Raw genomic sequence first — 22,335 nt, forward strand, 5'->3', positions numbered from 1 at the left:
TCATGAGCCCCATCCCACGACCACTCGCCACGACCCGCGCCACCTTCTGCACCGCGGTCGTACTGACCGTGGCCCTCGCCGCGTGCAGCGCACCCGGCGACTCCAGCAGCGACAGCAAGGCCTCCTCGGGCCCCATCAAGATCGCAGTCGTCGACGCGCAGAGCGGGCAGCTCAGTTCGCTCGGCGACTGGGAGTACAAGGGGGCCAAGCTCGCCGTCGACGAGTGGAACAAGAAGGGCGGCATCGACGGCCGCAAGATCCAGTTGAAGCTCTTCGACGACCAGGGCGACCCGACGGTCGGCACCAACATCGCCCGCAAGCTGGCCAGTGAGAAGTACGTCGCCATGCTCGGTACGGCGGAGAGCGCGGTGACCATCGCCATGGCGCCGGTGCTCCAGCAGGCGAAGATCCCCAACATCACCTCCGGACAGTCCGACAAGCTGGTCGCGCTGAAGAGTCCCTACCTCTTCCTCAACGGGCCGACCAGCACCACCTACGACTCGACGCTCGCCCAGTACCTGATCAAGGACAAGGGCTACAAGAAGATCGCGATGATCACGAACAACGGCTCCTTCGGGACGGGCGAGCACGACGCCTTCCTCAAGGCCGCCAAGGGGCTCGGCGTTTCGCCGTCGACGGATCAGGTGGTCACCACCGACCAGAAGGACTTCAGCGCCGCGCTCACGAAGATCCGCTCCAAGAAGCCCCAGGTCGTCTTCATCGGCTCGGAGGAGGTCGAGGCCGGCCTGATCGTCAAACAGGCCCGGGACCTCGGCATCACGGCACCCTTCGCGGGCGCAGCACCGCAGGGCACCCCCGTCTTCATCGACACCGCGGGCAACGCCGCCGTCGAGGGCACCATCGTCAGCTCGCCCTATCTGAGCAACGAAACGAGCGACGCCTCGAAGAAGTTCGCCGCCGCCTACAAGGCCGCGTACGGCAAGGACGCCGAACTGCACGGAGCCAAGGCGTACGACGGAGCGAGCATCCTGCTGACCGCCCTCAAGACCAGCAAGGCCGCCACCGGCCGGGCACTCGCCGACGCCATCCGCTCCACCGCGTACAAGGGCCTGCTCGGCGACTTCGCCTACGACGCCACCGGGGTCGGCATCACCCAGACCACCATCGGTGTCATCAGCGACGGCAAACTCGTCGCACAGCAGTAGTCATCCGGCATCCGGCAACGGGCAACGGGAGCACGCCGTGCAAGAGACACTGCAGACACTCGTCGGGGGCTTGAGCCTGGGGGCGGTCTACGCCCTGGTCGCCATGGGGTTCTCCCTCGTCTACCGCACCATGGGCCTGGTCAACTTCGCGCACGCCGACATCGCCATGATCGGCGCCTACGCGGCCTCCACCTTCTATCTGACGTCCAAACTGCCCTTCGTCGTCGCCATGGTCGTGGCGATCGTCGTCACCGGCGCCATCGGTCTGGTCATCGAGCGGGTCCTGCGCCCGCTGGAGAACAAGGACTTCGACCTGATGCTCATCGGCACCATCGGCTTCGGTATCGTCCTCCAGGCCGTCGCGATCCTCATCTGGGGCACCACCGGACGGGCGGTCCCCTCGCCCGTCCGGGCCGCCCCGCTCGACCTGTTCGGGATCCGGGTACGCACGTACGACCTCCTCGTCATGGGCGTCGCCGCACTCGCCGTGATCGGCCTCGCCTGGTTCCTGGCCCGCACCAAGCGCGGCGCGGCCATGCAGGCCGTCGCCATGGACCACGAGGCGGCCACCGCCGTCGGCATCGACGTCGGCCGCAGCAACGCCCTCGCCTTCTCCGTCGGCGCGGGCCTCGCCGCCCTGGCCGGCGGCCTCGTCGGCCCGATGCTGTACGTCGACGCCTCACTCGGCGGCGCCCTCGGCATCAAGGGGTTCGCCGCCGCGATGCTGGGCGGCTTCGGCTCCATCCCCGGAGCCGTCGTCGGCGGCCTCGCGATCGGCGTCCTCGACTCCTACGCGGCGGGCCACTTCCAGGGCTACTCGGTGCTCGTGACCTTCCTGGTCTTCACCGTCGCCATCATGATCCGCCCGACGGGCGTCTTCGGGGAGAGGACGGTGAGCCGCGCGTGAAGTTCCGTATCGGTTCGCTCGGCGCGCTGGCCGTGGCCCTCTGGCTGCTGCCGTACGGCCTCGGCAGCTACTCCATCCATGTGGTCAACATCGCCGTCATCTATGCCCTGTTGGCCATCGGCATGGGTCTCGCGATGGGCGTCTCCGGGCAGATCAACCTCGCCCAGGTCGCCTTCTTCGGCGTCGGCGCGTACACCCTCGCGATCCTCACCACCCACTCCGGATACGGATTCTGGGCGGCGGCCGTACTCGCCCTGCTCGCGACGGTGACGACGGGCCTGCTCGTCGGCATCCCCGCCCTGCGCATGCAGTCCCACTACCTGGGCATCGTCACCCTCGGTCTGGCACTCGGCTTCATCAACTGGATCACCAACGCCTCGATCTCCGGAGGCGCCGACGGCATCTCCGGCATCCCCCTGCCGACGCTCCCGGGCATCGACCTCTCCAGCGAATACCTCTACTACTACCTGGAGTTGGTGGTCTGCGCCCTCGGCCTCGGCTTCGGCCTGTTCGTCGTCCGTACCTCCCTGGGCCGACGCCTGCGCGCGATGCGCGACGACTCCCTGGCGGCCGGCGCGACGGGCGCCGAGATCCCGCTCCTGCGCATGACCGCCTTCGTCCTCGCCGGCCTGTACGGGGGTCTGGCCGGCGTCCTGTACGCGGGCCTCATCCGCTACGTCGCTCCCGAGACCTTCTCCATCGCCAGCATGTTCATCCTGCTCGCCATGGTCGTCATCGGCGGCCGGCGCTCCCTGGTCGGCTGCGTCGTCGGCGCGGTCGGACTGACCCTCATCCGCGAGTGGCTGTCCGACTTCTCGACGTACGCACAGTTGGGCTACGGGGTGGTGGTCGTCCTGATGGTCGTGTTCGCGCCCACCGGGCTCGCCGGAATCCCCTCCCGGGCAAGGGAGTTCGTCCGCCGCAGGAGCGGTCACGCCGCCGACCGGGCGGAGTTGCGTGCGTTCCAGCCGTACGAGGTGGTCGCCACGCCCGCTGCTTCGGCTGACCCCCTGCTCGAAATCCGGTCCGTCACCAAGGACTTCCGTGGCCTGCGCGCCCTGGACGACGTCTCCCTCACGGTCGCCGCCGGCGAGATCCGCGGCATCGTGGGCCCGAACGGCTCGGGCAAGACCACCCTGTTCAACGTGATCAGCGGCTTCTACAGGGCGAGTTCGGGGAAGGTGCGGTTCGGCGGCCGTGACACGACGTCCATCCGCCCGTACGCCCTTTCCCTCCTGGGCCTGGCCCGTACGTTCCAGAACCTGCGCCTGTTCCGGCAGTTGACGGTCCGTGAGAACATCCTGGTCGCCCTCGACCGCACCCGCACGTACACGGTCTGGCAGTACGCGCTGTGGCAGCCCGGCGTGATACGCCGCGAGCGACAACTGCGCCGCCAGGCCCAGGAACTCCTGGAACGCTTCGGACTCACCGACTTCGCGGAAGCCGCGCCCGGCTCACTCCCGTACGGCATCCAGCGCCGTATCGAGATCGCCCGGGCCATGGCCGCCCGACCCCGGCTGCTGCTGCTCGACGAACCGGCGGCCGGGCTGAACGGGGAAGAGGTGCAGCAACTCGCCGCCATCGTGCGTTCCATCCGCGACAGCGGCACCACGGTCGTCCTGATCGAGCACAACATGGGTCTGGTCATGTCGCTGTGCGAGCGCGTCACGGTGCTCTCCAGCGGCGGAATCATCGCGGAGGGCACACCGGCCGAAGTGGTCGCGGCACCCGAGGTGATCGAGGCGTATCTGGGTGACTCCGTGATGGCGGACGTTCCACTCCCGGACCCGGACGCTGCTCAGGACTCCGGCTCGGATCCAGCCCCTGCCCCGACGTCGGCCCCCGCTTCGAAGGAGGCAACCCGGTGAGCACGATCCCCGCTTCCCGCACCGAAACCGCCGCCAGACTCACCGTCGAGAACCTCTCCGTGCACTACGGCGGCGTGTGCGCGGTCCGCTCGATCGGCTTCAGCGTCGAGCCGGGTGCCTCGGTCGGCATCATCGGCGCCAACGGGGCGGGCAAGACCTCCACCCTCAAGGCGCTGATGGGCCTGGTCCCGCGCAGCGGCGGACGCGTCACGCTCGGCGAACGCGACCTGACCCGGGTCAGGGCCCGCGACATGGTGCGGCACGGCATCGGCTACGTACCGGAGGGCCGGCACGTCTTCCCCGGCCTGACCGTGGAGAAGAACCTGCTCCTCGGCGCCTACGCGCGGCGCTGGGACGACGAGACCCGCGCCACACTCGACGAGGTGCACGAACTCTTTCCGGTACTGCGGGAGATGAGCGGACGACTGGCCGGCGCCCTCTCCGGAGGACAGCAGCAGATGCTCGCGATCGGCCGCGCCCTGATGGCCGGACCGCGCCTTCTCCTCCTCGACGAACCGTCGATGGGCCTGTCACCCAAACTCGTCGGCTTCATCCTCGACACCCTGCGACGGCTGCGGGAGGAAGGCCTGAGCCTGCTCCTGGTCGAGCAGAACGCCAAGCTGACCTTCGGCGCGACCAGTCACTGCCTCGTCATGGAGAACGGGACCGTCGCCATGACGGGAAGCTCCGAGGAACTCAGCCGCGACACCCGCGTCCGCCAGATCTACCTGGGACTGTGAACGGTGCGCGCGGCGATGACCCAGGACTCGTATCTCGTCGGCCTGATCGGCTCCGGCATAGGCACCTCGTTCAGCCCCATGCTCCACGAACGGGAGGCGGACCGGCACGGCCTGCGCTACCTCTACCGGCTGATCGATCTCGACCGCATCGGCGCCGGGCCCGACAAGGTCGGTGAACTGGTGGGCGCGGCCAAGGGCATGGGCTACCGCGGCCTCAACATCACCCACCCCTGCAAACAACTCGTCATCGAGTGTCTTGACGAACTCACCCCACAGGCCGCGGCGGTCGGCGCGGTCAACACCGTGGTCTTCGAAGGCGAGGGCAGAAGCGCCCGGTCCGTAGGACACAACACCGATGTCACCGGCTTCGCCGCCTCCTTCGAACGGGAACTCGCGGACGCCCCGCGGAAGCGCGTCGTGCAACTCGGCGCCGGGGGAGCGGGGGCGGCCGTCGCGCACGCCCTGCTCACTCAGGGCACCGGGCATCTTGCCGTCGTCGACCCGCTGACGGACCGCGCGGTGGTACTCGCTACCTCCCTGAACCGGCGGTTCGGTGACGACCGGGCGACCGTCTCCGCTCCGGACGATCTCCCAGCCTTGATGGCCCGAGCTGACGGCCTTGTGCACGCCACCCCGACCGGAATGTCCACGCACCCCGGACTTCCGCTGCCGGCCGACCTGCTGCACCCCGACCTGTGGATCGTCGACGTGGTGTACCAGCCGCTCGAGACCGAGCTGCTACGCGTCGCACGGGCCCGTGGCTGCACCGCACTCAACGGTGTCGGCATGGTCGTCTTTCAGGCCGCCGATGCCTTCCAGCTCTTCACCGGACGAGAACCGGACCGCTCGCGGATGCTTGCCCATGCCGCCGAACTGGCCGATTCGGAATGAGGAACGGCGGCGACCGCCCTCGCCCGCTCCGAGATCCGTGTGGAGAAATACGCCGAACAATTTCCCTACGCACTGCGCGGTTGCCCCGCGCGGTCTTGTTCGATGGTTGGAGCCGGCACTCGAAGATCTGCATGTCCTAGGGCGTGTTTCAGAAGTGGATCAAGGTCGTGCGATGATCACGTCTCGTGGCTCGGGGAGATCTGACAGAAACCCAGTGGGTGGTACTGGAGCTGCTGTTGCCGAGGGGCATCAAGTCCGGACGCCCGCCGGTGCACACCAAGCGGCAGCTGATCAACGGGATACGGTTCCGCACCCGTACCGGCATACCGTGGCGAGACCTACCCGAACGGTACGGGCCGTGGGAGACGGTGTACGGGCTGTTCCGCCGCTGAAGGCGCGACGGCACCTGGCACCGCATCCTCGAACAGTTCCAGGCCCGGGCCGATGCTGAGGGCCTGATCACCTGGGACGTCTCAGTAGACTCCACCGTCGCCCGTGCCCACCAGCACGCGGCCGGCGCTCGCAAAAGGGGGATCTCCAGGTCGAGCCGCCCGGCGGGGTTGCCATCGAGCCCGACGACCACGGGCTCGGACGCTCACGGGGCGGTCTGACCACCAAGCTGCACCTGGCGGTCGAGCAGGCCCAAAAACCGATGTCGCTGGTGATCACGGCCGGGCAGCGCGGAGACTCCCCGCAGTTCCAGGTCGTCCTCGGCCGCATCCTCGTGCCCCGGTCCGGGTCCGGCCGGCCTCGCACCCGGCCGGACAAGGTCCGCGCCGACAAGGCCTACGGCTCCCGTGCGAATCGCGCCTACCTGCGCCGACGAGGGATCCGCTGCACCATTCCGGAGAAGCGCGATCAGATCGCCAACCGCAAGAAGCGCGGTTCTCGCGGCGGCCGTCCGCCGAAGTTCGACCCGGTCGACCACAAAGAACGCCACGCGGTGGAGTGCGGCATCAATCGCCTCAAAAGACACCGCGCGGTCGCCACGAGATACGACAAGCTTGCCGTCCGTTACGAAGCGACCGTACTGGTCGCCGCCATCAACGAGTGGCTGCAGGAATCCGGCGAAAGCCGAGGGCCGGTGGGGGCCCCACAAACCAGTCGAGAAAGCCTTTGCGGGCTGTCACCCTGGCCAGATGTTGCTCAAGCTGACCGGATCCAGCGGCGCGGGCAAGACCACGCTCGCCTTCGCCCTCGCCGACCGGCTGGACGGGGTCGTGGTGCACGAGTTCGACGAAGTCGGTGTCCCGGACGCTCCGGTCCCTCCCCACTGGCGCAATCACATGACCGAGATGTGGGTACGGCGCGCGCTGGAGTACCAGGACCGTGGAATGGACCTGCTGCTGTCCGGGAACTCGCCACTGGGCGAGGTCCTGGCCGCCCCCTCGGCCCCGTTGCTGAACGGGATCGCTGTCTGCCTGATCGACGTCGCCGACCAGGACCGGCGCGACCGACTCGCCGCACGCGACGGCGGCCGATGGGATCAGGCCGCCACCGACGCCTTCTGCGGCTGGGCCGCCTGGCACCGCGCGCACGCCCGCGACCCGCGCTTCCGGCCCGACGTCATCATCGACGGGAGCTGGCCGGAGATGGCTTGGCACCGGTGGACCATGTGGACCGGCGAGGACCCGCGATGGCGCACCCACGTGATCGACACCAGCGGCCAGTCGCTCGCGGCATCCGTGAACCAGGTCGAGCGATGGGTCACCGAACAGCGCGAGGCACATCGGTCAGGGCGACTGGCCCTGGCCCGAGGCTGGACAGACGAGACACCCCGCCCAACCGGCCACGACGCTTGATCCACTTCTGAAACACGCCCTAAAAGAGCGTTTTGTCCCGGCGAGGTTGTTTGACGTCGATTCGCAGACCGAGCTTGTATGGGGCTCGCGGGGCAGACGTGCCTGATGCGGGGCAAGGGATTCGTGTCGTCGTTCGGCGACCCGTTTCGTTGCGTTCGCTCCTGTCTGATCCCAACGCGCCCCCGGTTGACCTCGTTTGCGCCCTGGGGAGGCGGCCTGCTCGACGGTACTACCGAAACATGACGCGACACCGCCCGTATCCCAGCGACCTCTCCGATGCGCGCTGGGAACTGATCGAGCCCACGCTCACCACCTGGCGGGCCGAGCGCAGAGGCAAGGGTCTCGACATCGGTCGCCCGCCTGAGCATGACCTGCGCCGCCTCATGGACGCCATCCTCTACGTCGACCGCACCGGCATTGCCTGGCGTTACCTGCCCCACGACTTCCCGCCGTGGGAAACGGTCTACGGCTACTTCGCCGCCTGGCAAAAAGAAGGCATCTTCGACCAACTCAACGGTCTCCTGCGGCGCCTGGTCCGGGAAGCCGAAGGCCGCGACGGCGAGCCAACCGCCTGCGTGCTGGACGCGCAGAGCGTGAAGACCTCCGCGAACGTGCCCGCGACCAGCCAGGGCATCGATGCCGGCAAGAAAATCGCAGGCCGCAAGCGCCACATCGGGGTGGACACCCTCGGCCTGCTCCTGGCCGTCTGGGTCACCGCGGCGAGTGTCTCCGACAACGTCGGCGGCATACACCTGATGTCCCACATCGCCGCCTCTCACCCTCGCGTGACCAAAGCATGGGCCGACACCGGCTACCGCACCAAAGCCATCGACCACGGCGCCCGACTCGGCATCGACGTCGAAGTCGTCCAACGCGCCCCGGGCGCCAAAGGCTTCAAGGTGATCCCACGACGCTGGGTCGTCGAGCGGACCTTCGGCTGGCTGATGCATCACCGCCGACTGGCCCGCGACTACGAAACCCACCCCCACCGCTCCGAAGCCATAATCCACGTCGCGATGATCGACCTCATAAGCCGCAGACTCACCCGCGAATCCACCCCCAACTGGCGCGACACCTGAACCCCGAACCAAACAACCTCGCCGGGACAAAACGCTCTTTAAGGCCGGTTTCGGACAGACCGCGAGGGCGGTCGCGTCGCCGCCTGACACCACCATGTCGCCGTCGACCTTGGCGCGGAAGCGGCAGTCGCAACCCTGGGGAGGATTCCGATCGCCGCACTGGCCGGTCGGCCTCGTCACGGTGGGCTGACGCGGGGAATCAAACGTGGCCGCCAGACGCTCTGGCCTGCGTGAAGAAGATAGGTTTCCTCTCGTTCGGTCACTGGTCGCCGAGTCCGCATTCCAAGACCCGGTCCGCCGCCGACTTCCTGCACCAGTCCATCGACCTGGCGGTCGCCGCCGAGGAGCTGGGCGTGGACGGCGCGTACTTCCGCGTGCACCACTTCGCGCAGCAGGCGGGCAGCCCGTTCCCGCTGCTCTCGGCCATCGGCGCACGGACCTCGAAGATCGAGATCGGCACCGGCGTGATCGACATGCGCTACGAGAACCCGCTGTACATGGCCGAGAACGCGGGCGCCGCCGACCTGATCTCCTGCGGCCGGCTGCAGCTCGGCATCAGCCGTGGCTCACCGGAGCAGGTGATCGACGGCTGGCGCTACTTCGGCTACGCCCCCGCGGAGGGGGAGACCGGCGCGGACATGGCCCGCCAGCACGCCGAGGCTTTCCTCAAGGTGATCGAGGGCGAGGGGTTCGCGCAGCCGAATCCGCGGCCGATGTTCCCCAACCCGCCGGGGCTGCTGCGCGTCGAGCCGTACTCCGAGGGGCTGCGCGAACGGATCTGGTGGGGCTCCAGCTCGAACGCGACCGCCGTCTGGGCCGCGACGCTGGGGATGAACCTGCAGAGCTCCACCCTCAAGGACGACGAGACGGGCGAGCCGCTGCATGTCCAGCAGCGCAAGCAGATCGAGGCGTACCGCGAGGCGTACAAGGAGGCGGGCCACGCGCGCGAGCCGCGGGTGTCCGTCAGCCGCAGCATCTTCGCCCTGACCGACGACGTGGACCGGGCCTACTTCGGCCGCGACCGCAACTCGCGGGACCAGGTCGGCATGATCGACGACACGACCAGGGCGATCTTCGGACGCTCGTACGCCGCCGAGCCGGACGTGCTGGTGAAGCAACTCCGGGAGGACGAGGCCATCCAGGCCGCGGACACCGTCCTGCTGACCGTCCCGAACCAGCTCGGGGTCGACTACAACGCCCATGTGCTGGAGAGCATCCTGACCCAGGTGGCACCGGAGCTCGGCTGGCGCTGAGTGGTGGTCAGGCCGTCTGGGGAACCGCCCGGTGCCGGGTACGGGCCCGTCATACGGCCGGTATGCGCGCGGGATGGTGTCGTCGGCATCGCCCATCAACAAGCCGGAAAGCACCCCAAAGGGAGGAACACGGGCCCGAGCAGACACCGACGGTGCGTCGCCGTCGTCTGGGCTCTGAACTGCGCGAACTGCGGGAAGAAACGGGCGCTTCCCTGGAGCACGGCGCCGAGACGCTGGAGTGCGGTCGTTCCAGGATCAGCCGCATCGAGGTACTGCCCATCGACTCATTCCTTCCCGACAAGTACCCCACGCACATGGCCCGGCGGCCCGGGCCGGGGGTGTGATGGTGCCCGAGGGCACTACCTTTCCGGTCTTCCAGTGCGGAACGTCCAGATCCGGTCTGCCGGAAGAAGCCTTGGTGCCCAGGGTCGAGCGCATGGGGCCGTCAGTCGCTTGGCTGAATTGCAGGCCGCAGCCGCGCCCGCCGCGCGATAGTTTGTCCATGTTTTCCCTGGCTCTCGCCTCAGAACTACGGGCTGTAGGGTGCTGGAGACCCTACAAACTGTAGGGGGATGGGTGGGCAATGTCCGGCTGCGCGTACGCCACACTCGCCGGGACGCGACGGCTCGGACCGCCGGCCGCGTCCCGCCGCTCGGAATACCCGCTCGCCGCGGTGGCGGTCGCGTTCGTCCTGGCCCAACTGGTCCTCGTACGCCCCGGGTTGGGCCTCGGCTGGGACGAGACCGTGTACGTCAGCCAGCTCAGCGCGCACGCCCCCGCCGCCTACTTCAGCGCACCCCGGGCCCGCGGCATCTCCCTCCTGGTCGCCCCCGTCACCTCCTGGTCCTCGTCCACCACCCTGCTCCGCGTCTACCTCGCCGTACTCGCGGGCGCCGCCCTCTTCCTCGCCCTCCGCACCTGGCGCGGCCTGTTCCCCACCCGCGTCCTCGCCCTGGCGGGCGCCCTGTTCGCCTCCCTCTGGGTGACCCTCCTCTACGGCCCGCAGGCCATGCCCAACTACTGGGTCGCCGTGGGCGCCCTCGCCGCGGCGGGCTGCTGCCTGCGCGCCCGGACCGACCGCTCCGACCGGGCCGCGCTGTGGGGACTGGCGGCGAGCGCGTCCCTGATGGCGTGGATGCGGCCGACGGACGCGGTCTGGGCGACCCTGCCCCTGCTCGTCCTCCTCGTGGCCGTCCGCCACTGGCGCCTGCTCGCCGTCCTCCTCGCCGGGCTCGCGTCCGGCGCCGCGGAGTGGGTGATCGAGGCATACGTCAGTTACGGCGGCCTGACCCAGCGGCTGCACGAGGCCTCGGCCATCGAGGGCGGCCTGGGCTGGAACATCGCGGTCGTCGACCAACTGCGCAGCCTGGGCGGACGCGCCCTGTGCCGCCCGTGCACGGCGGAGATGCCCAATCCGGCGGTCGACGTGTGGTGGCTCGTGCTCCCCGTGCTCGCCGTCGTCGGACTGGTCGTCGCGGTCCGCGCGCGGCGCACGACGGCCACCCTCGTCCCGCTCGCCTGCGCCGCCACCGCCGCCTTCCCCTACCTGTTCATGATCGGATACGCGGCCCCGCGCTTCCTGCTGCCCGCCTACGCGCTGGTGGCGATCCCGGTCGCCGACGGACTGATCCACCTGGTCACCAGACCGGCCGGAGTATGGCGACGGGTCGCGGTGACCCTGCTCGCGATCGGCCTCGCCGGGCATCTGGCGATCCAACTCGCCGTCCTGGAAAGGACGGTGAGCCGTACGAACACCCAACACAGCGACTGGTCCCGCACCGCCGCCGAACTCCACCGCCTCGGCGTCCGCAAGCCCTGCCTGCTCACCGGCCAGGACTCCATCCCGATCGCCTTCTACACGGGCTGCGCCTCCGCCGCGACCGGGGGCCACAACGCCAACATCACCCGCACGACCCTCGACCGCACGGCACACCGGATGTCCGTCGCCAATCTCACCCCGACCGGCAGCCGCCCACCCGCCTACGCCCACGACTGGCCCGCCCACCGCTACGGCACGCTGGAGCTGCGGGTGGCACCGGGGGCAGAGAGGGGCGGCGGCGCATGACGGCACCGCCCGCCCTCACCCCGACGACCACCCCTGCTCGCCGCCGCCGTGCCTACTGGCAGTCCGCGCTGACCGTCGCCGTCCTGGTGGCCGTGGTCTGTCTGGTCCGGCGGCACTGGCCCGTGCTCGCGAGTGGGGCCGGGCGGCTCGCCGTCGCCGATCAGGGGTGGCTGCTGGTGGCCGGGACGGCCGCGCTCGGGACGTGGGTGTGCTCGGCACTCGCCCAGCAGGGCGCGGTGGCTCAACGGCTGCCCGGTGGGCGCCTGGTGGCCGCGCAGCTCGCCGCGTCCGCCGCCAACCATGTGCTGCCCGCCGGGCTCGGCGCCGGCGCCGTCAACGTGCGCTTCCTGATGCGCTGCGGGCTGCCGGTCGGCCGCTCGGCCAGCGCGCTCGCCGTGAAGGCCACCGCCGGTGTGGTCGTCCGGATCGTTCTGATCGGCGTTCTCGCCGCGGTCTGCCCGGGTGTGCTGCGCGTCCCGCGCGTCTCCCTGGGCGTGGTGGGTGTCGTACTCGCGGTCGTCGTGCTGGTCACCGTGCTGCTCAACTGCCCGCTGTGGCCCCGGTGTCGGCGAGGCCTCGGCACGGTGCTGACCGACATCAGGGCCGTACACACCTTGCCCCACCGGGCAGTTGCCCTGTGGGGCGGTTCGCTCGCCTTCGCCGCGCTGCACTCCCTCGTGCTGATCTGTGTCACCCAGGCCGTCGAACTGCCGTTGTCCCCGGCCCGGGTGGCGCTGCTGTACCTCGCCGCCAGCAGCGCCGCCGCCCTGCTGCCCACGCCGGGCGGCATCGGTTCCCTCGACGCGGCCCTGGTCTTCGCCCTCACCGAGTCGGGAACCACGGCGTCGGCCGCCGCTTCCGTCGTCCTCGGCTACCGGCTGCTCACGATGTGGTTGCCGCTGATCCCCGGCCTGTTGGTGCTCGGGGTACTCGTGCGGCGCAAGGCACTCTGACCTCAACTGTGTTTCCCCCGCGGGCGGTTCAGGTAGGAGTCCGGCATCGGTACGCGGACCAAGGGGAGTGGCATGGCGGAGCATGAGACCGGTGGCCGACTGGCGGACGAGTTCTTCACTCCCGGGAGTTCGTCCTTCACCGAGTTCCTGGCGGCACACCGGCCCGCGCTGCTGCCCACCCGCCGTCCCTTCCCGGCGGGCGTCCGCGCCGGAGCCGACCAATTCCCGCACGGCACCACGGTGTTGGCCCTCTCCTACCGCGACGGCGTGCTGATCGCCGGCGACCGCAGGGCCACGATGGGCAACGTCATCGCGCAGCGCGACCTGGAGAAGGTGCACCCCGCGGACGACTACACCGCGGTCGCCTTCGCCGGCACGGTCGGGCTCGCCGTGGACATGGTGAAGCTGTACCAGGTCGAGCTGACGCACTTCGAGAAGATCGAGGGCATCCCGATGACCCTCAACGCGAAGGCCACCCGCCTCGCCGGCCTGATCCGGCAGAACCTCGACCAGGCCATGCAGGGCCTCGCCGTCGTACCGCTGCTCGTCGGCTACGACCCCGCGGCCCCCGAAGGCGCCCAGGGCCGTATCTTCACCTTCGACGTCGTCGGCGGCACCTACGAGAAGCCGGACTTCCACGCCGAGGGCTCCGGCTCCCCCTACGCCAGGAGCGCCCTCAAGAAGCTGTACCACCGGGGCATGTCCCGGCGCGACGCGTCCCTGGCCGCACTGCAGGCCCTGTACGACGCGGCCGACGACGACTCGGCCACCGGCGGCCCGGACCTCAACCGCCGTATCTTCCCCATCGTGTCGGTCATCACCGAGGACGGCTTCGAACGGCTCCCGGAGTCGGAGACCGAGGCCCTCAGCCGCGAGATGGTCGAACAACGCCGCGACCACCCGGACGGGCCGACCGTCGCGCCGTAAGCGACGACATGGTCCGGGTGATCGCGGTGCCGGTCACCCGGCCGGGGCCGGGTTGCCGTAGTAGGCGTCGGGGCCGTGTTTGCGGGTGTAGTGGCGGGCCAGCAGGTGTGGGGGCGGGGGTCCTGTCGGGGACAGGGCCAGGGTGTTGATGGCCATGTCGGCGACGGCTTCGCAGATGATGGCGTGTTCCAGGGACTTGCGGGCGGTGGTGCCCCAGGTGAAGGGGCCGTGGTTGGCGACGAGAGCGGCCGGGACCTCGGCGGCTCTGCGGTCGTCGCTCTCCAGCAGGTCGACGATGACCTTGCCGGTGTTGTACTCGTAGTCCGTCGCGCACTGGTCGGCGGTGAGGTCCGGGGTGCACGGGACGGGCCCGTTGAAGGTGTCGGCGTGGGTGGTGCCCAGGACCGGTATGTCACGGCGGGCCTGGGCGAAGGCCACCGCGTGGGTGGAGTGGGTGTGGGTGACGCCGCCTATGGACGGGAACGCCAGGTACAGGCAGCGGTGGGTCTCGGTGTCGGTGGACGGGCGCAGGTCGCCGCCGACCACCTTGCCGTCGTACAGGCGGACGGTGACCAGGTGGTCGAGGGCGAGGTCCTCGTAGGGGACCCCCGAGGGCTTGATGACGAACACGCCGGCCTCGCGGTCGACGCCGCTCACATTGCCCCAGGTCAGCGTCGCCAGACCGACCTGGGGGATGGTCAGGTTGGCGTCCAGTACCTCTTGCCGCAGGCCGTCACGGACTCGCGCGGTCATCGGTGCTCTCCTTGCGGATCGATCGGGATCACGGGTGTCACAGGGCCTGGGCGAGCCGGTGGTAGGCGGCGTTCCAGCGGATCTCCTTGGTGAACTGCCCGGTGCTGGTGGTCTCGTCGATGGTCAGCAGCTCTACGCCCGTCATTGCGGCGTAGTCGGTCAGGGTCTCGGTGTCGACGGCCGAGCTGAGCACGGTGTGGTGCGGGGCACCGGCCAGCAGCCAGCTCTCGGCGGACTCCGCGAGCGAGGGGCGCGGTTTCCACACGGCGCGGGCCACCGGCAGCCGGCGCAGCGGCTCGCTCGGGGTGACGACGTCGACCGTGTTGGCGGTCAGCCGGAAGCGGTCGCCGAGGTCGGAGAGGCCGACGACGACGGCGGGGCCGGGGGCCGCGTTGAAGACGAGGCGGACCGGGTCCTCACGGCCGCCGATGGACAGGGGGTGGATCTCGCAACTGGGGCGGTCGGCGGCGATGGAGGGGCAGACCTCCAGCATGTGGGCGCCCAGGATGCGCGGGGTGCCGGGGCCCAGGTGGTAGGTGTAGTCCTCCATGAAGGAGGTGCCGCCGGGCCGGCCGGCGCCCATGACCTTCATCGTGCGCAGCAGTGCCGAGGTCTTCCAGTCGCCCTCGCCGCCGAAGCCGTAACCGTCGGCCATCAGGCGCTGGACCGCGAGACCGGGCAACTGGCGCAGCCCGCCCAGGTCTTCGAAGTTGGTGGTGAACGCGGTGAAGCCGCCCTCGGTGAGGAAGGTGCGCAGCCCTATCTCCTGGCGGGCCGCGTACACGAGGGAGTCGTGGTGGATGCCGCCGGGGCGCAGGGCCGGGACGACGTCGTACAACTCGACATATTTGAGGGCCAGTTGGGCGGCCTCCTTGTCCTCGACCTGGTCGACGACGGTCACCAGGTCGTTGACCGCGTAGGTGTTCACCGAGTACCCGAACCGCAGTTGGGCCTCGACCTTGTCGCCCTCGGTCACGGCGACGTCGCGCATGTTGTCGCCGAAGCGGGCCAGCTTCAGCGTGCGGGAGGCGTGGCGGCCGACGGCTGCCCGCGCCCAGGCCGCGACGCGGCGGACGACCCGCGGGTCGGTGGCGTGCCCGGCGACGATCTTGCGGTCGATGCCGAGGCGGGACTCGATGTGCCCGAACTCCCGGTCGCCGTGGGCGGCTTGGTTGAGGTTCATGAAGTCCATGTCGATGCTGGGCCAGGGCAGCGACAGGTTGTACTGGGTGTGCAGGTGCAGCAACGGCCGGTTAAGGGCGCTGAGTCCGGCGATCCACATCTTGGCCGGGGAGAACGTGTGCATCCACACGATCACGCCCACACAGGTGTCGGAGGCGCTCGCCTCCTGGCACAGCCGGCGGATCGCGTCGGCGTCGGTGAGCACCGGCTTCCACACGATGCGGACCGGGATCTTTCCGGGGTCGCCGAGGATCTCGGAGATGCTCCGGGACTGTTCGGCGACCTGCTGGAGGATGTCGTCGCCGTACAGGCCCTGGCTGCCGGTGAGAAACCAGATCTCCTGGTCGGGGTAGGGCGTGGCGTTGGTGTCCATGAGGGTTCCTTTCAAAGGGAGTTGACCACCGAGCAGGGGGCGCCGCTCAGGCTGAGGCCTCGGCGCGGAGGTGACGCAGACGGTGCATGACCTCGTTGGCGCCGCGGCCGAAGTAGTCGTGCAGGAGCCGGTATTCGGCGTACAGCCGGTCGTAGGCTGCGGCCCGCTCGGGGTCCGGCTGATAGACGGCGGGGCGGGCCTTGGCCATGGCGTCGGCGGCGGCCCGGATGTCGGGGTGGGCGCCGGCCGCGACCGCCGCGTGCATCGCCGAGCCCAGCGCGGGACCCTGCGCCGAGTCGATGACACCGAGCGGGAGACGGGTGACATCGGCGTAGATCTGCATCAGCAGCGGGTTCTTCATCAGGCCGCCCGCGACGATGAGTTCGCGGACCGGCACACCGGATGTCTCGAACGCCTCGATGATGGTGCGGGTGCCGAAGGCGGTGGCCTCCAGCAGCGCGCGGTAGACGTCCTCGGGACGGGTGGAGAGCGTCAGGCCCACCACGACACCGCTCAGGTCGTGGTCGACGAGCACGCTGCGGTTGCCGCTCTGCCAGTCCAGCGCGATCAACCCGTGCTCGCCCACCCGCTGTTCGGCGGCCAGCGCGGTGAGGTGCTCGTGCGGGTCACGGCCGAGCGCGGCGGCCTGTTCGGCGTACGACGCCGGGAACCCGGTGCGCACGAACCAGCCGAAGATGTCGCCGACGCCGCTCTGTCCCGCCTCGTAGCCCCACAGGCCCGGCAGGATGCCGCCCTCGACGACCCCGCACATGCCCGGCACTTCGGCCCACTGGTCGCTGCTCATCACATGGCAGGTGGAGGTGCCCATGATGGCGACCATCCGGCCGGGTTCGACGGCCGTGGCCGCGGGGGCGGTCACATGGGCGTCGACGTTCCCGACGCATACGGCGATGCCCTCGGGCAGGCCCGTCCAGGCCGCCGCCTCGGCCGTCAACCCACCGGCACGGTCGCCGAGTTGACCGATCGGCTGGTCCAGCTTGTCGGTCACGAAGCCGGCGAAGGCGGGGTTGAGCGCGGCCAGATAGTCGGTGGAGGGGTAACTGCCGTCCTGGAGCTGGCCCTTGTACCCGGCGGTGCACGCGTTGCGGACGTACGTGCCGGACAGGCGCCAGACGATCCAGTCGGCGGCCTCGATCCAGCGCTCGGTCAACTCGTAGAGTTCCGGGTCCTCTTCGAGCAGTTGCAGGGCCTTGGCGAACTCCCACTCCGAGGAGATCTTGCCACCGTAGCGCTTGAGCCAGGGCTCCTTGCGGGCGTCGGCCAGCTCGGTGATGCGGTCGGCCTGGGCCTGTGCGGCGTGGTGGCGCCACAGCTTGACGTAGGCGTGCGGTCGGCCGGTGAGGTCGGGGAGTTCGCACAGGGGTGTGCCGTCGGCGAGGACCGGCAGGACCGTGCAGGCGGTGAAGTCGGTGCCGATGCCGACCACCTGGTCCGGTCGCACGCCGGAGCGGGCCAGCGCCTCGGGGACGGCGATGCGCAGGACGTCGATGTAGTCGGAGGGGACCTGGAGCGCCCAGTCGGGCGGCAGCGGGGTGCCGTCGGGGAGGGTCCGGTCGAGGACGGCGTGGGTGTACGGGTGCTCGGCGGTGGCCAGTTCCGCGCCGTCGCGGACGCGGACCACCACGGCCCGCCCGGACAGCGTCCCGTAGTCGACTCCGATGACGTAGGTGTCGGGATGGGTGTGATCGAGGTGCTCGGTGGTCACCGCCGGACCCTCCTTTGTTCGAGATTTCGACCAATGTTCGAAATGGTGAATGGAGTGTAGTGAAAAAATCGTCAAAACGGTGACTCCTTTCGGGGCCTGGCTCAATTGGCCGGGCCCCGAAGGGAGTTGGTGTCAGCCGGAGACCGGCGCGACGGTGATGCGGTCGATGTTGGGTGCGTAGGCGCTCGCGTTGGCGAAGCTGATCGTATTGGTACCCGCGCTCAGGGTGACAGGGACGGGCAGGTCCCAGTAGGTGGACCAGGAGTAGTTGTTGCGGAACATGACGGTCTGCGCGGTGCCGCCGTTGACGGAGATCTGGGCCGCCCGGGAGACGACGTTGGTGTTGTAGTTCCCGGAGCCGGAGACCTGGTTGTTGGCGTAGCGGACGTTCATGACGTACCGCCCGGCACTCGCGGCGCTCACCTGGAAGGTGAGGGTGTTGGCCGAGCCGTTGCCGATGTAGCCGACGTACTTGCCGCCGGAGGCCCAGGTGTCCGAGGTGGCGACGGCCGTTCCGGCGAGGGTGGCGCTCTCGGCCTCGTACGCGGAGACGCCCGTGGTGTCGGCGCTCGCGGACACACGCAGGTCACGCACGGTCAGCGTGGTCGAGCCCGAAGTCGCCGCCGTGATGCGGTTGTTGCCCGCCGACAGGTACAGCCGCGAACTCTTGTCGGTGAGCGTGCCGCTCGTGGAGGCCAGCGTGACGGCGCTGGCGCCGTCCAGGGTGAGGGTGCCGGACCCGTTGGAGGAGTAGTCGGTGTGGACGGTGTAGTAGCCGTCGGTCGGCGCGTAGACGTCGAAGGCCGCCGAGGTGCCCGAGGTCAGGGCCAGCGCACCGGCACCCGTCGTACCGGACGCGGTGTAGTTGTACGTCGGTGAACCGGTGATGTCCGCGTACGTGGCCGGGTAGGAGGTGTCGGCGGTGGAGGCCGCGGTGAGGTCGATCTTGTCGAGGGTGACCTCGTTGGTGCCCTTGGCCAGGGTGATCGTGTGCGTGCCCGCCGTCAGGGACACGGAGGCACTGGCGGTCGAGCGGTAGGTCCAGTTCAGCGTCGGCGAGTAGGTGACCGTCTGGGACGAGCCGCCGTCGACCGTGAGGGTCTGGGTCGCCGGGCCGCCGGACTGGTTGCCGTAGAAGACGTTCAGGTTGTACGTGCCCGTGGTCGGGGCGCTGACGGTGAAGGCGACCTTGCTGTCCGACTGGTTCAGGCTGCCGACGTCCTTGGTGCCCGAAGTGGCGTACCCGTAGGCGTTGGTGACGCTGCCCTGGGTGTAGACGGTGCCGTCGGTGATGGTCGCGTTCTCGGCCTCGTACGACGCCGTTGCCGGGGTGCTCGCGGCGGTGGGCGTGCCGGTGCCGGCCGGGTTGACGACGATGCGGTAGGCCGACATCGGGTCGAGGTTGGTCAGCGGGACGGTGATGCTGCCGTCCGAGGCGACCGTGTAGGTGCTGCGGGCGAGCACGGCCGGCGCGGGGCCGGCGCCCTCGTAACCGCTCCAAGCGGTGCGCTCCACCGAGACGTTGACGGTGCTGCCGAACGACGACGGTATGTGCTGGACGACCGTGTTCGCCGAGCCGGAGGTGCCGCCGCCGAGGAGGACCTGGGCCTGCTTGCGGCCGGTGTCGAGGGACGCGATGCCCTGGAGGGTGTCGACGACGTTGGCCTGCGGCGGGGTCACCTTGGCGGTCTGGCCGGTCAGGCCCGCGTACCAACGCAGCAGCCACCAGTCGCCGTTGGGGATGTTTGTCTGGCTGACGTTGCCGTCCAGGTTCCCCGCGATGTCCCAGTACGCCTGGTCGGCGTAGACCTTGTTCCGCTCGAACATGGACATCCACTGGACCATCTGGCCCGGCACCGAGAGGTCACGGCGGTCGCCGTACTCGTTGATGTTGACCGGGCGCGGGCTGATGCCGGCGTTGGTCTCGATGGTGCGGTAGGCGGCGAGGTTGCCCTCGAAGTTGGAGAGGGAGCTGGGGTCCAGCTCGTGCCAGGTGGTCATGTCCGGAAGGACGTTGTTGGCCTTGGCCCACGGATAGAAGTCGCCCATCAGGCGGGCGTCGTAGTGCGTCTCGTTCGGGCCGGCGATCCGCGCGTTCGGGATGATCGAGCGGATCTTGTTGTAGACCGTCGTCCAGTCGCTCTCGAAGCTCGCGAGCGCGCTCTGGTACGTGGCGGTGGTCGAACTGCCGAGCCCCGTGTACCAGTTGCCGTCCGGCTCGTTGAACGGCACCCACACGAACGTGCTCGCGTCGGAGCGGGCCGCGACCTTGGTGACCATCGTGGTGACCTTGGTGAGGTAGTCGCTCAGCCCGAGGTTCTCGTACGGCCACGAGGCGTAGACGTCCTGCATGTAGATGAGGTTGTCGCCGCCGCCACCGCGGGCGAACTCCGGCTGGACGACCAGCGCGTCACCGTTCGGGTGCTGGGCGCCGTCGGGTGCCTTCTGGGCGATGGACGTCATGTGCAGGGGCGTGACGATGTTGTCGCCGGGCACGCCGTCGTCGCTGAGGCCGTACAGGGCGCCGTTGGCTCCGTGCATGACCGCGCCGGTGGTGGTGCCGAGGTCGACGGTCAGTTGCGGGGTGGCCGCCTGCGCGGCGGGGACGGTGAGCGCCGTGCCGAGGAGGGCGGCGGTCACCACCGTCGCACCCATGAGGGCACGGACGGAGCGGGGTCTACGGGCTGTTCGAGGCATGGCTGTCCTCCTCCTCCCGCGGCGTTGCGGGAGGCTGTCGGGGTACTTCGCGGGTGACCGGGGCGGCTCAACTGGCCGAACCCCGGGGCTACTTGACGGCGCCGCTCGTGATGCCGGAGACGATGCGCCGCTGCGCTATGACGAAGACGAGGACCATGGGGAGGCTCATCATCACGACGTAGGCGAAGATCAGGTGCCAGTTGTTGAGGTACAACTGCGCGTTGGCGACCTGGTAGAGGTTGAGCGGCAGGGTGGCCTTGTCGCCGCCGCCGAGGACGAAGAAGGCGTAGAAGATGTCGCTCCAGGCGTAGAGCATCACCATGATCGTCGCGGTGGCGATGACCGGGCGCAGGAGCGGCAGGATGATGCGGAAGAAGACCCGGACCGGGCCCGCGCCGTCCATGCGGGCGGCCTCCTCGAGCTCTTCGGGGAGGGCACGGATGAACCCGGTCATGAAGAAGATCGAGGTGGACAGGTACATCCCGGCGTAGACGCCGATCATGCCGGGACGGGTGCCGGCCAGGCCGAGTTGGCGCAGCTCCATGACGATGGTGATCACCGCGGGCGGGAGCAGGAGCCCGCTGATGCTCAGCGCGTACAGGGTGTTGACCAGGCGGCCCTTGCGGCGGGCGAACACCCAGGCGGCGCCCGCCCCGAGGAGCAGCACGAGGACGACGGACGGGGCGACGACCAGGAGGCTGTTGACGAAGCCCTGGACGATCTTGCCCTCGTCGAAGCTCTGCTTGTAGTTCGCGGCGGCCTGGACGTGGTGCGGCAGCGAGAGGTTGGGCTTGATCGCCTCGGCCTGCGGCTTGAAGGAAGTGACCGCGACCAGCCACAGCGGGATGCCGATGGTGACGCCGGCGACGATCAGGACGACGAGCGGCTGGACCCAGCGCAGCGGGCGCCGGTGCGCGGGGGCGAACGCGGTAGCGGTGGTCACTGGTTGTTCTCCCTGCGGCGCAGGCCGACGATGACGGGCACGGCGAGGACGACGACGATGAAGAAGAGCACCAGGCTCATCGCGGACGCCTGGGCGTACAGGCCCTGGCCGAAGATGCGGAACATGTAGATGTTGAAGACCTCGGTCTCGCTTCCGGGACCGCCTCCGGTGGTCGCCTGCACGATGTCGAAGGTGTTCATGGAGCCGATCAGCGCGGTCGTCACATTGAACGTGACGGCGGGCGCGAGCAGCGGGAACCTGACCGACCAGAAGGTGCGCCACCAGCCGGCCCCGTCGATCCGGGCCGCCTCCAGGACGTCGCCCGGCATGCTCTTCAGGCCCGCCAGGTAGATCAGCATGGCCAGGCCCATCCACTTCCAGCCGTGGATGAGGGTCACCACGACCAGCGTCCAGGTGGTCGAGCCGAGCCAGGGGGTGTCGACGTGGTGTCCCGCGAGCGAGGACAGCACGCTGTTGAGGGCGCCGTCCTGGGCGAGCAGGGCGCGGAAGATGTAGCCGACGGCGAGCGCGGAGATCAGCACCGGGAGGAAGAAGACCGCGCGGAAGAAGCGGTTGAAACGGGTGTCGCGCTCCAGCAGCAGGGCGAGGGCGAGGCCGAAGCCGTTCTGGAAGACGGCCACGAGGACCGCGTACTCCAGGGTGATGCGGATGTCACGGGCCATCGACCCGTCGTGCAGGATGGTGCTGAAGTTCGACAGTCCCACGAAGCCGATCTGCGAGTGGAACGCCGACCAGTCGGTGAACGGGTAGACGAAGTTCAGCAGGTTCGGCAGCAGGAAGAACACGCCGAACACGGCGAGCGCGGGCAGGGCGAACCACCACGGCTGGTCGGCCTTGCTGCGCAGGCGGGTGCGACGGGACGTCCGTTCCCGGCCGTCGTCCTGGGCTCGGTCCTTCGCGCGCGTGGCGTCGATGGCGTCCATCGTGGCGGTGTCCACCACTTTCTTACCTCCGGTACGGCCCCGGGCACGCCGCCGACGGGCGGCCCG

At 69.4% G+C, this 22,335-nt stretch carries 18 protein-coding genes and 1 pseudogene; 13 read left to right on the plus strand and 6 right to left on the minus strand.

Annotation, left to right across the window (positions count from 1 at the left end):
• The first annotated feature begins 2 nt into the window (after positions 1–2).
• The 13 genes and pseudogenes from OG223_RS48250 (at position 3) to prcB (ending at position 13,651) form a co-directional block, all read left to right on the plus strand.
• Entirely contained in the window at positions 3–1,166 is a 1,164-nt protein-coding gene (locus tag OG223_RS48250; RefSeq protein ID WP_329263565.1) for an ABC transporter substrate-binding protein, read from the plus strand.
• A gap of 37 nt (positions 1,167–1,203) precedes the next feature.
• Positions 1,204–2,073, plus strand: a complete 870-nt coding sequence (locus OG223_RS48255) for a branched-chain amino acid ABC transporter permease (RefSeq protein ID WP_329263567.1) — start codon at positions 1,204–1,206, stop codon at positions 2,071–2,073.
• Entirely contained in the window at positions 2,070–3,941 is a 1,872-nt protein-coding gene (locus tag OG223_RS48260) for a branched-chain amino acid ABC transporter ATP-binding protein/permease (protein WP_329263568.1), read from the plus strand. The genes OG223_RS48255 and OG223_RS48260 overlap by 4 nt, the downstream gene beginning before the upstream one ends.
• Positions 3,938–4,681: an ABC transporter ATP-binding protein gene (locus OG223_RS48265; RefSeq protein WP_329263570.1), complete on the plus strand. Its 744-nt coding sequence runs from the start codon at positions 3,938–3,940 to the stop codon at positions 4,679–4,681. Before OG223_RS48260 ends, OG223_RS48265 begins: the two co-directional genes overlap by 4 nt.
• 15 nt (positions 4,682–4,696) lie before the next feature.
• A complete protein-coding gene (locus tag OG223_RS48270; protein ID WP_329263572.1) occupies positions 4,697–5,572 on the plus strand; it encodes a shikimate dehydrogenase in 876 nt (291 codons plus the stop codon).
• A gap of 185 nt (positions 5,573–5,757) precedes the next feature.
• Positions 5,758–6,644 (plus strand): annotated as a pseudogene (locus tag OG223_RS48275) (IS5 family transposase); the annotation flags it as partial.
• A 67-nt stretch (positions 6,645–6,711) separates the two neighbouring features.
• Positions 6,712–7,374 (plus strand): hypothetical protein, encoded by a 663-nt coding sequence (locus OG223_RS48280; RefSeq protein ID WP_329263574.1) that lies wholly within the window; start codon positions 6,712–6,714, stop codon positions 7,372–7,374.
• A gap of 239 nt (positions 7,375–7,613) precedes the next feature.
• Complete coding sequence (locus tag OG223_RS48285) at positions 7,614–8,453, plus strand: IS5 family transposase (RefSeq protein ID WP_329263576.1); 840 nt, start codon at positions 7,614–7,616, stop codon at positions 8,451–8,453.
• 230 nt (positions 8,454–8,683) lie between these two features.
• Positions 8,684–9,706, plus strand: coding sequence for an LLM class flavin-dependent oxidoreductase (locus OG223_RS48290; protein WP_329263577.1), 1,023 nt, complete (start codon positions 8,684–8,686; stop codon positions 9,704–9,706).
• Between the two features lie 152 nt (positions 9,707–9,858).
• Entirely contained in the window at positions 9,859–10,050 is a 192-nt protein-coding gene (locus OG223_RS48295) for a helix-turn-helix domain-containing protein (protein ID WP_329263579.1), read from the plus strand.
• A gap of 239 nt (positions 10,051–10,289) precedes the next feature.
• Positions 10,290–11,771, plus strand: a complete 1,482-nt coding sequence (locus OG223_RS48300) for a hypothetical protein (protein ID WP_329263581.1) — start codon at positions 10,290–10,292, stop codon at positions 11,769–11,771.
• Positions 11,768–12,724 carry a lysylphosphatidylglycerol synthase transmembrane domain-containing protein gene (locus tag OG223_RS48305; RefSeq protein ID WP_329263583.1) on the plus strand — a complete coding sequence of 319 codons (957 nt, stop codon included), beginning with the start codon at positions 11,768–11,770 and terminating at the stop codon, positions 12,722–12,724. The genes OG223_RS48300 and OG223_RS48305 overlap by 4 nt, the downstream gene beginning before the upstream one ends.
• Positions 12,725–12,796: 72 nt before the next feature.
• Positions 12,797–13,651, plus strand: a complete 855-nt coding sequence (prcB, locus tag OG223_RS48310) for a proteasome subunit beta (protein ID WP_329263585.1) — start codon at positions 12,797–12,799, stop codon at positions 13,649–13,651.
• Positions 13,652–13,684: 33 nt separating this feature from the next.
• Here prcB and araD read toward each other — a convergent pair whose 3' ends face one another.
• The 6 genes from araD to OG223_RS48340 all read right to left on the minus strand — a co-directional run bounded on the left by araD (position 13,685) and on the right by OG223_RS48340 (position 22,287).
• Positions 13,685–14,404 carry an L-ribulose-5-phosphate 4-epimerase AraD gene (gene araD / locus OG223_RS48315; RefSeq protein ID WP_329263587.1) on the minus strand — a complete coding sequence of 240 codons (720 nt, stop codon included), beginning with the start codon at positions 14,402–14,404 and terminating at the stop codon, positions 13,685–13,687.
• Positions 14,405–14,441: 37 nt separating this feature from the next.
• Positions 14,442–15,959, minus strand: a complete 1,518-nt coding sequence (gene araA, locus OG223_RS48320; protein WP_329263589.1) for an L-arabinose isomerase — start codon at positions 15,957–15,959, stop codon at positions 14,442–14,444.
• Positions 15,960–16,005: 46 nt separating this feature from the next.
• Positions 16,006–17,685 carry a ribulokinase gene (araB, locus tag OG223_RS48325; protein ID WP_329263591.1) on the minus strand — a complete coding sequence of 560 codons (1,680 nt, stop codon included), beginning with the start codon at positions 17,683–17,685 and terminating at the stop codon, positions 16,006–16,008.
• Positions 17,686–17,817: 132 nt separating this feature from the next.
• Positions 17,818–20,382 carry a CBM35 domain-containing protein gene (locus OG223_RS48330; RefSeq protein WP_329263593.1) on the minus strand — a complete coding sequence of 855 codons (2,565 nt, stop codon included), beginning with the start codon at positions 20,380–20,382 and terminating at the stop codon, positions 17,818–17,820.
• 88 nt (positions 20,383–20,470) lie between these two features.
• Positions 20,471–21,325, minus strand: a complete 855-nt coding sequence (locus OG223_RS48335; RefSeq protein WP_033280361.1) for a carbohydrate ABC transporter permease — start codon at positions 21,323–21,325, stop codon at positions 20,471–20,473.
• Complete coding sequence (locus OG223_RS48340; protein WP_329263597.1) at positions 21,322–22,287, minus strand: carbohydrate ABC transporter permease; 966 nt, start codon at positions 22,285–22,287, stop codon at positions 21,322–21,324. Before OG223_RS48340 ends, OG223_RS48335 begins: the two co-directional genes overlap by 4 nt.
• Between the last annotated feature and the right edge of the window lie 48 nt (positions 22,288–22,335).

Origin of the sequence: Streptomyces sp. NBC_01478, from assembly GCF_036227225.1 — a bacterium.
Classification (GTDB): domain Bacteria; phylum Actinomycetota; class Actinomycetes; order Streptomycetales; family Streptomycetaceae; genus Streptomyces.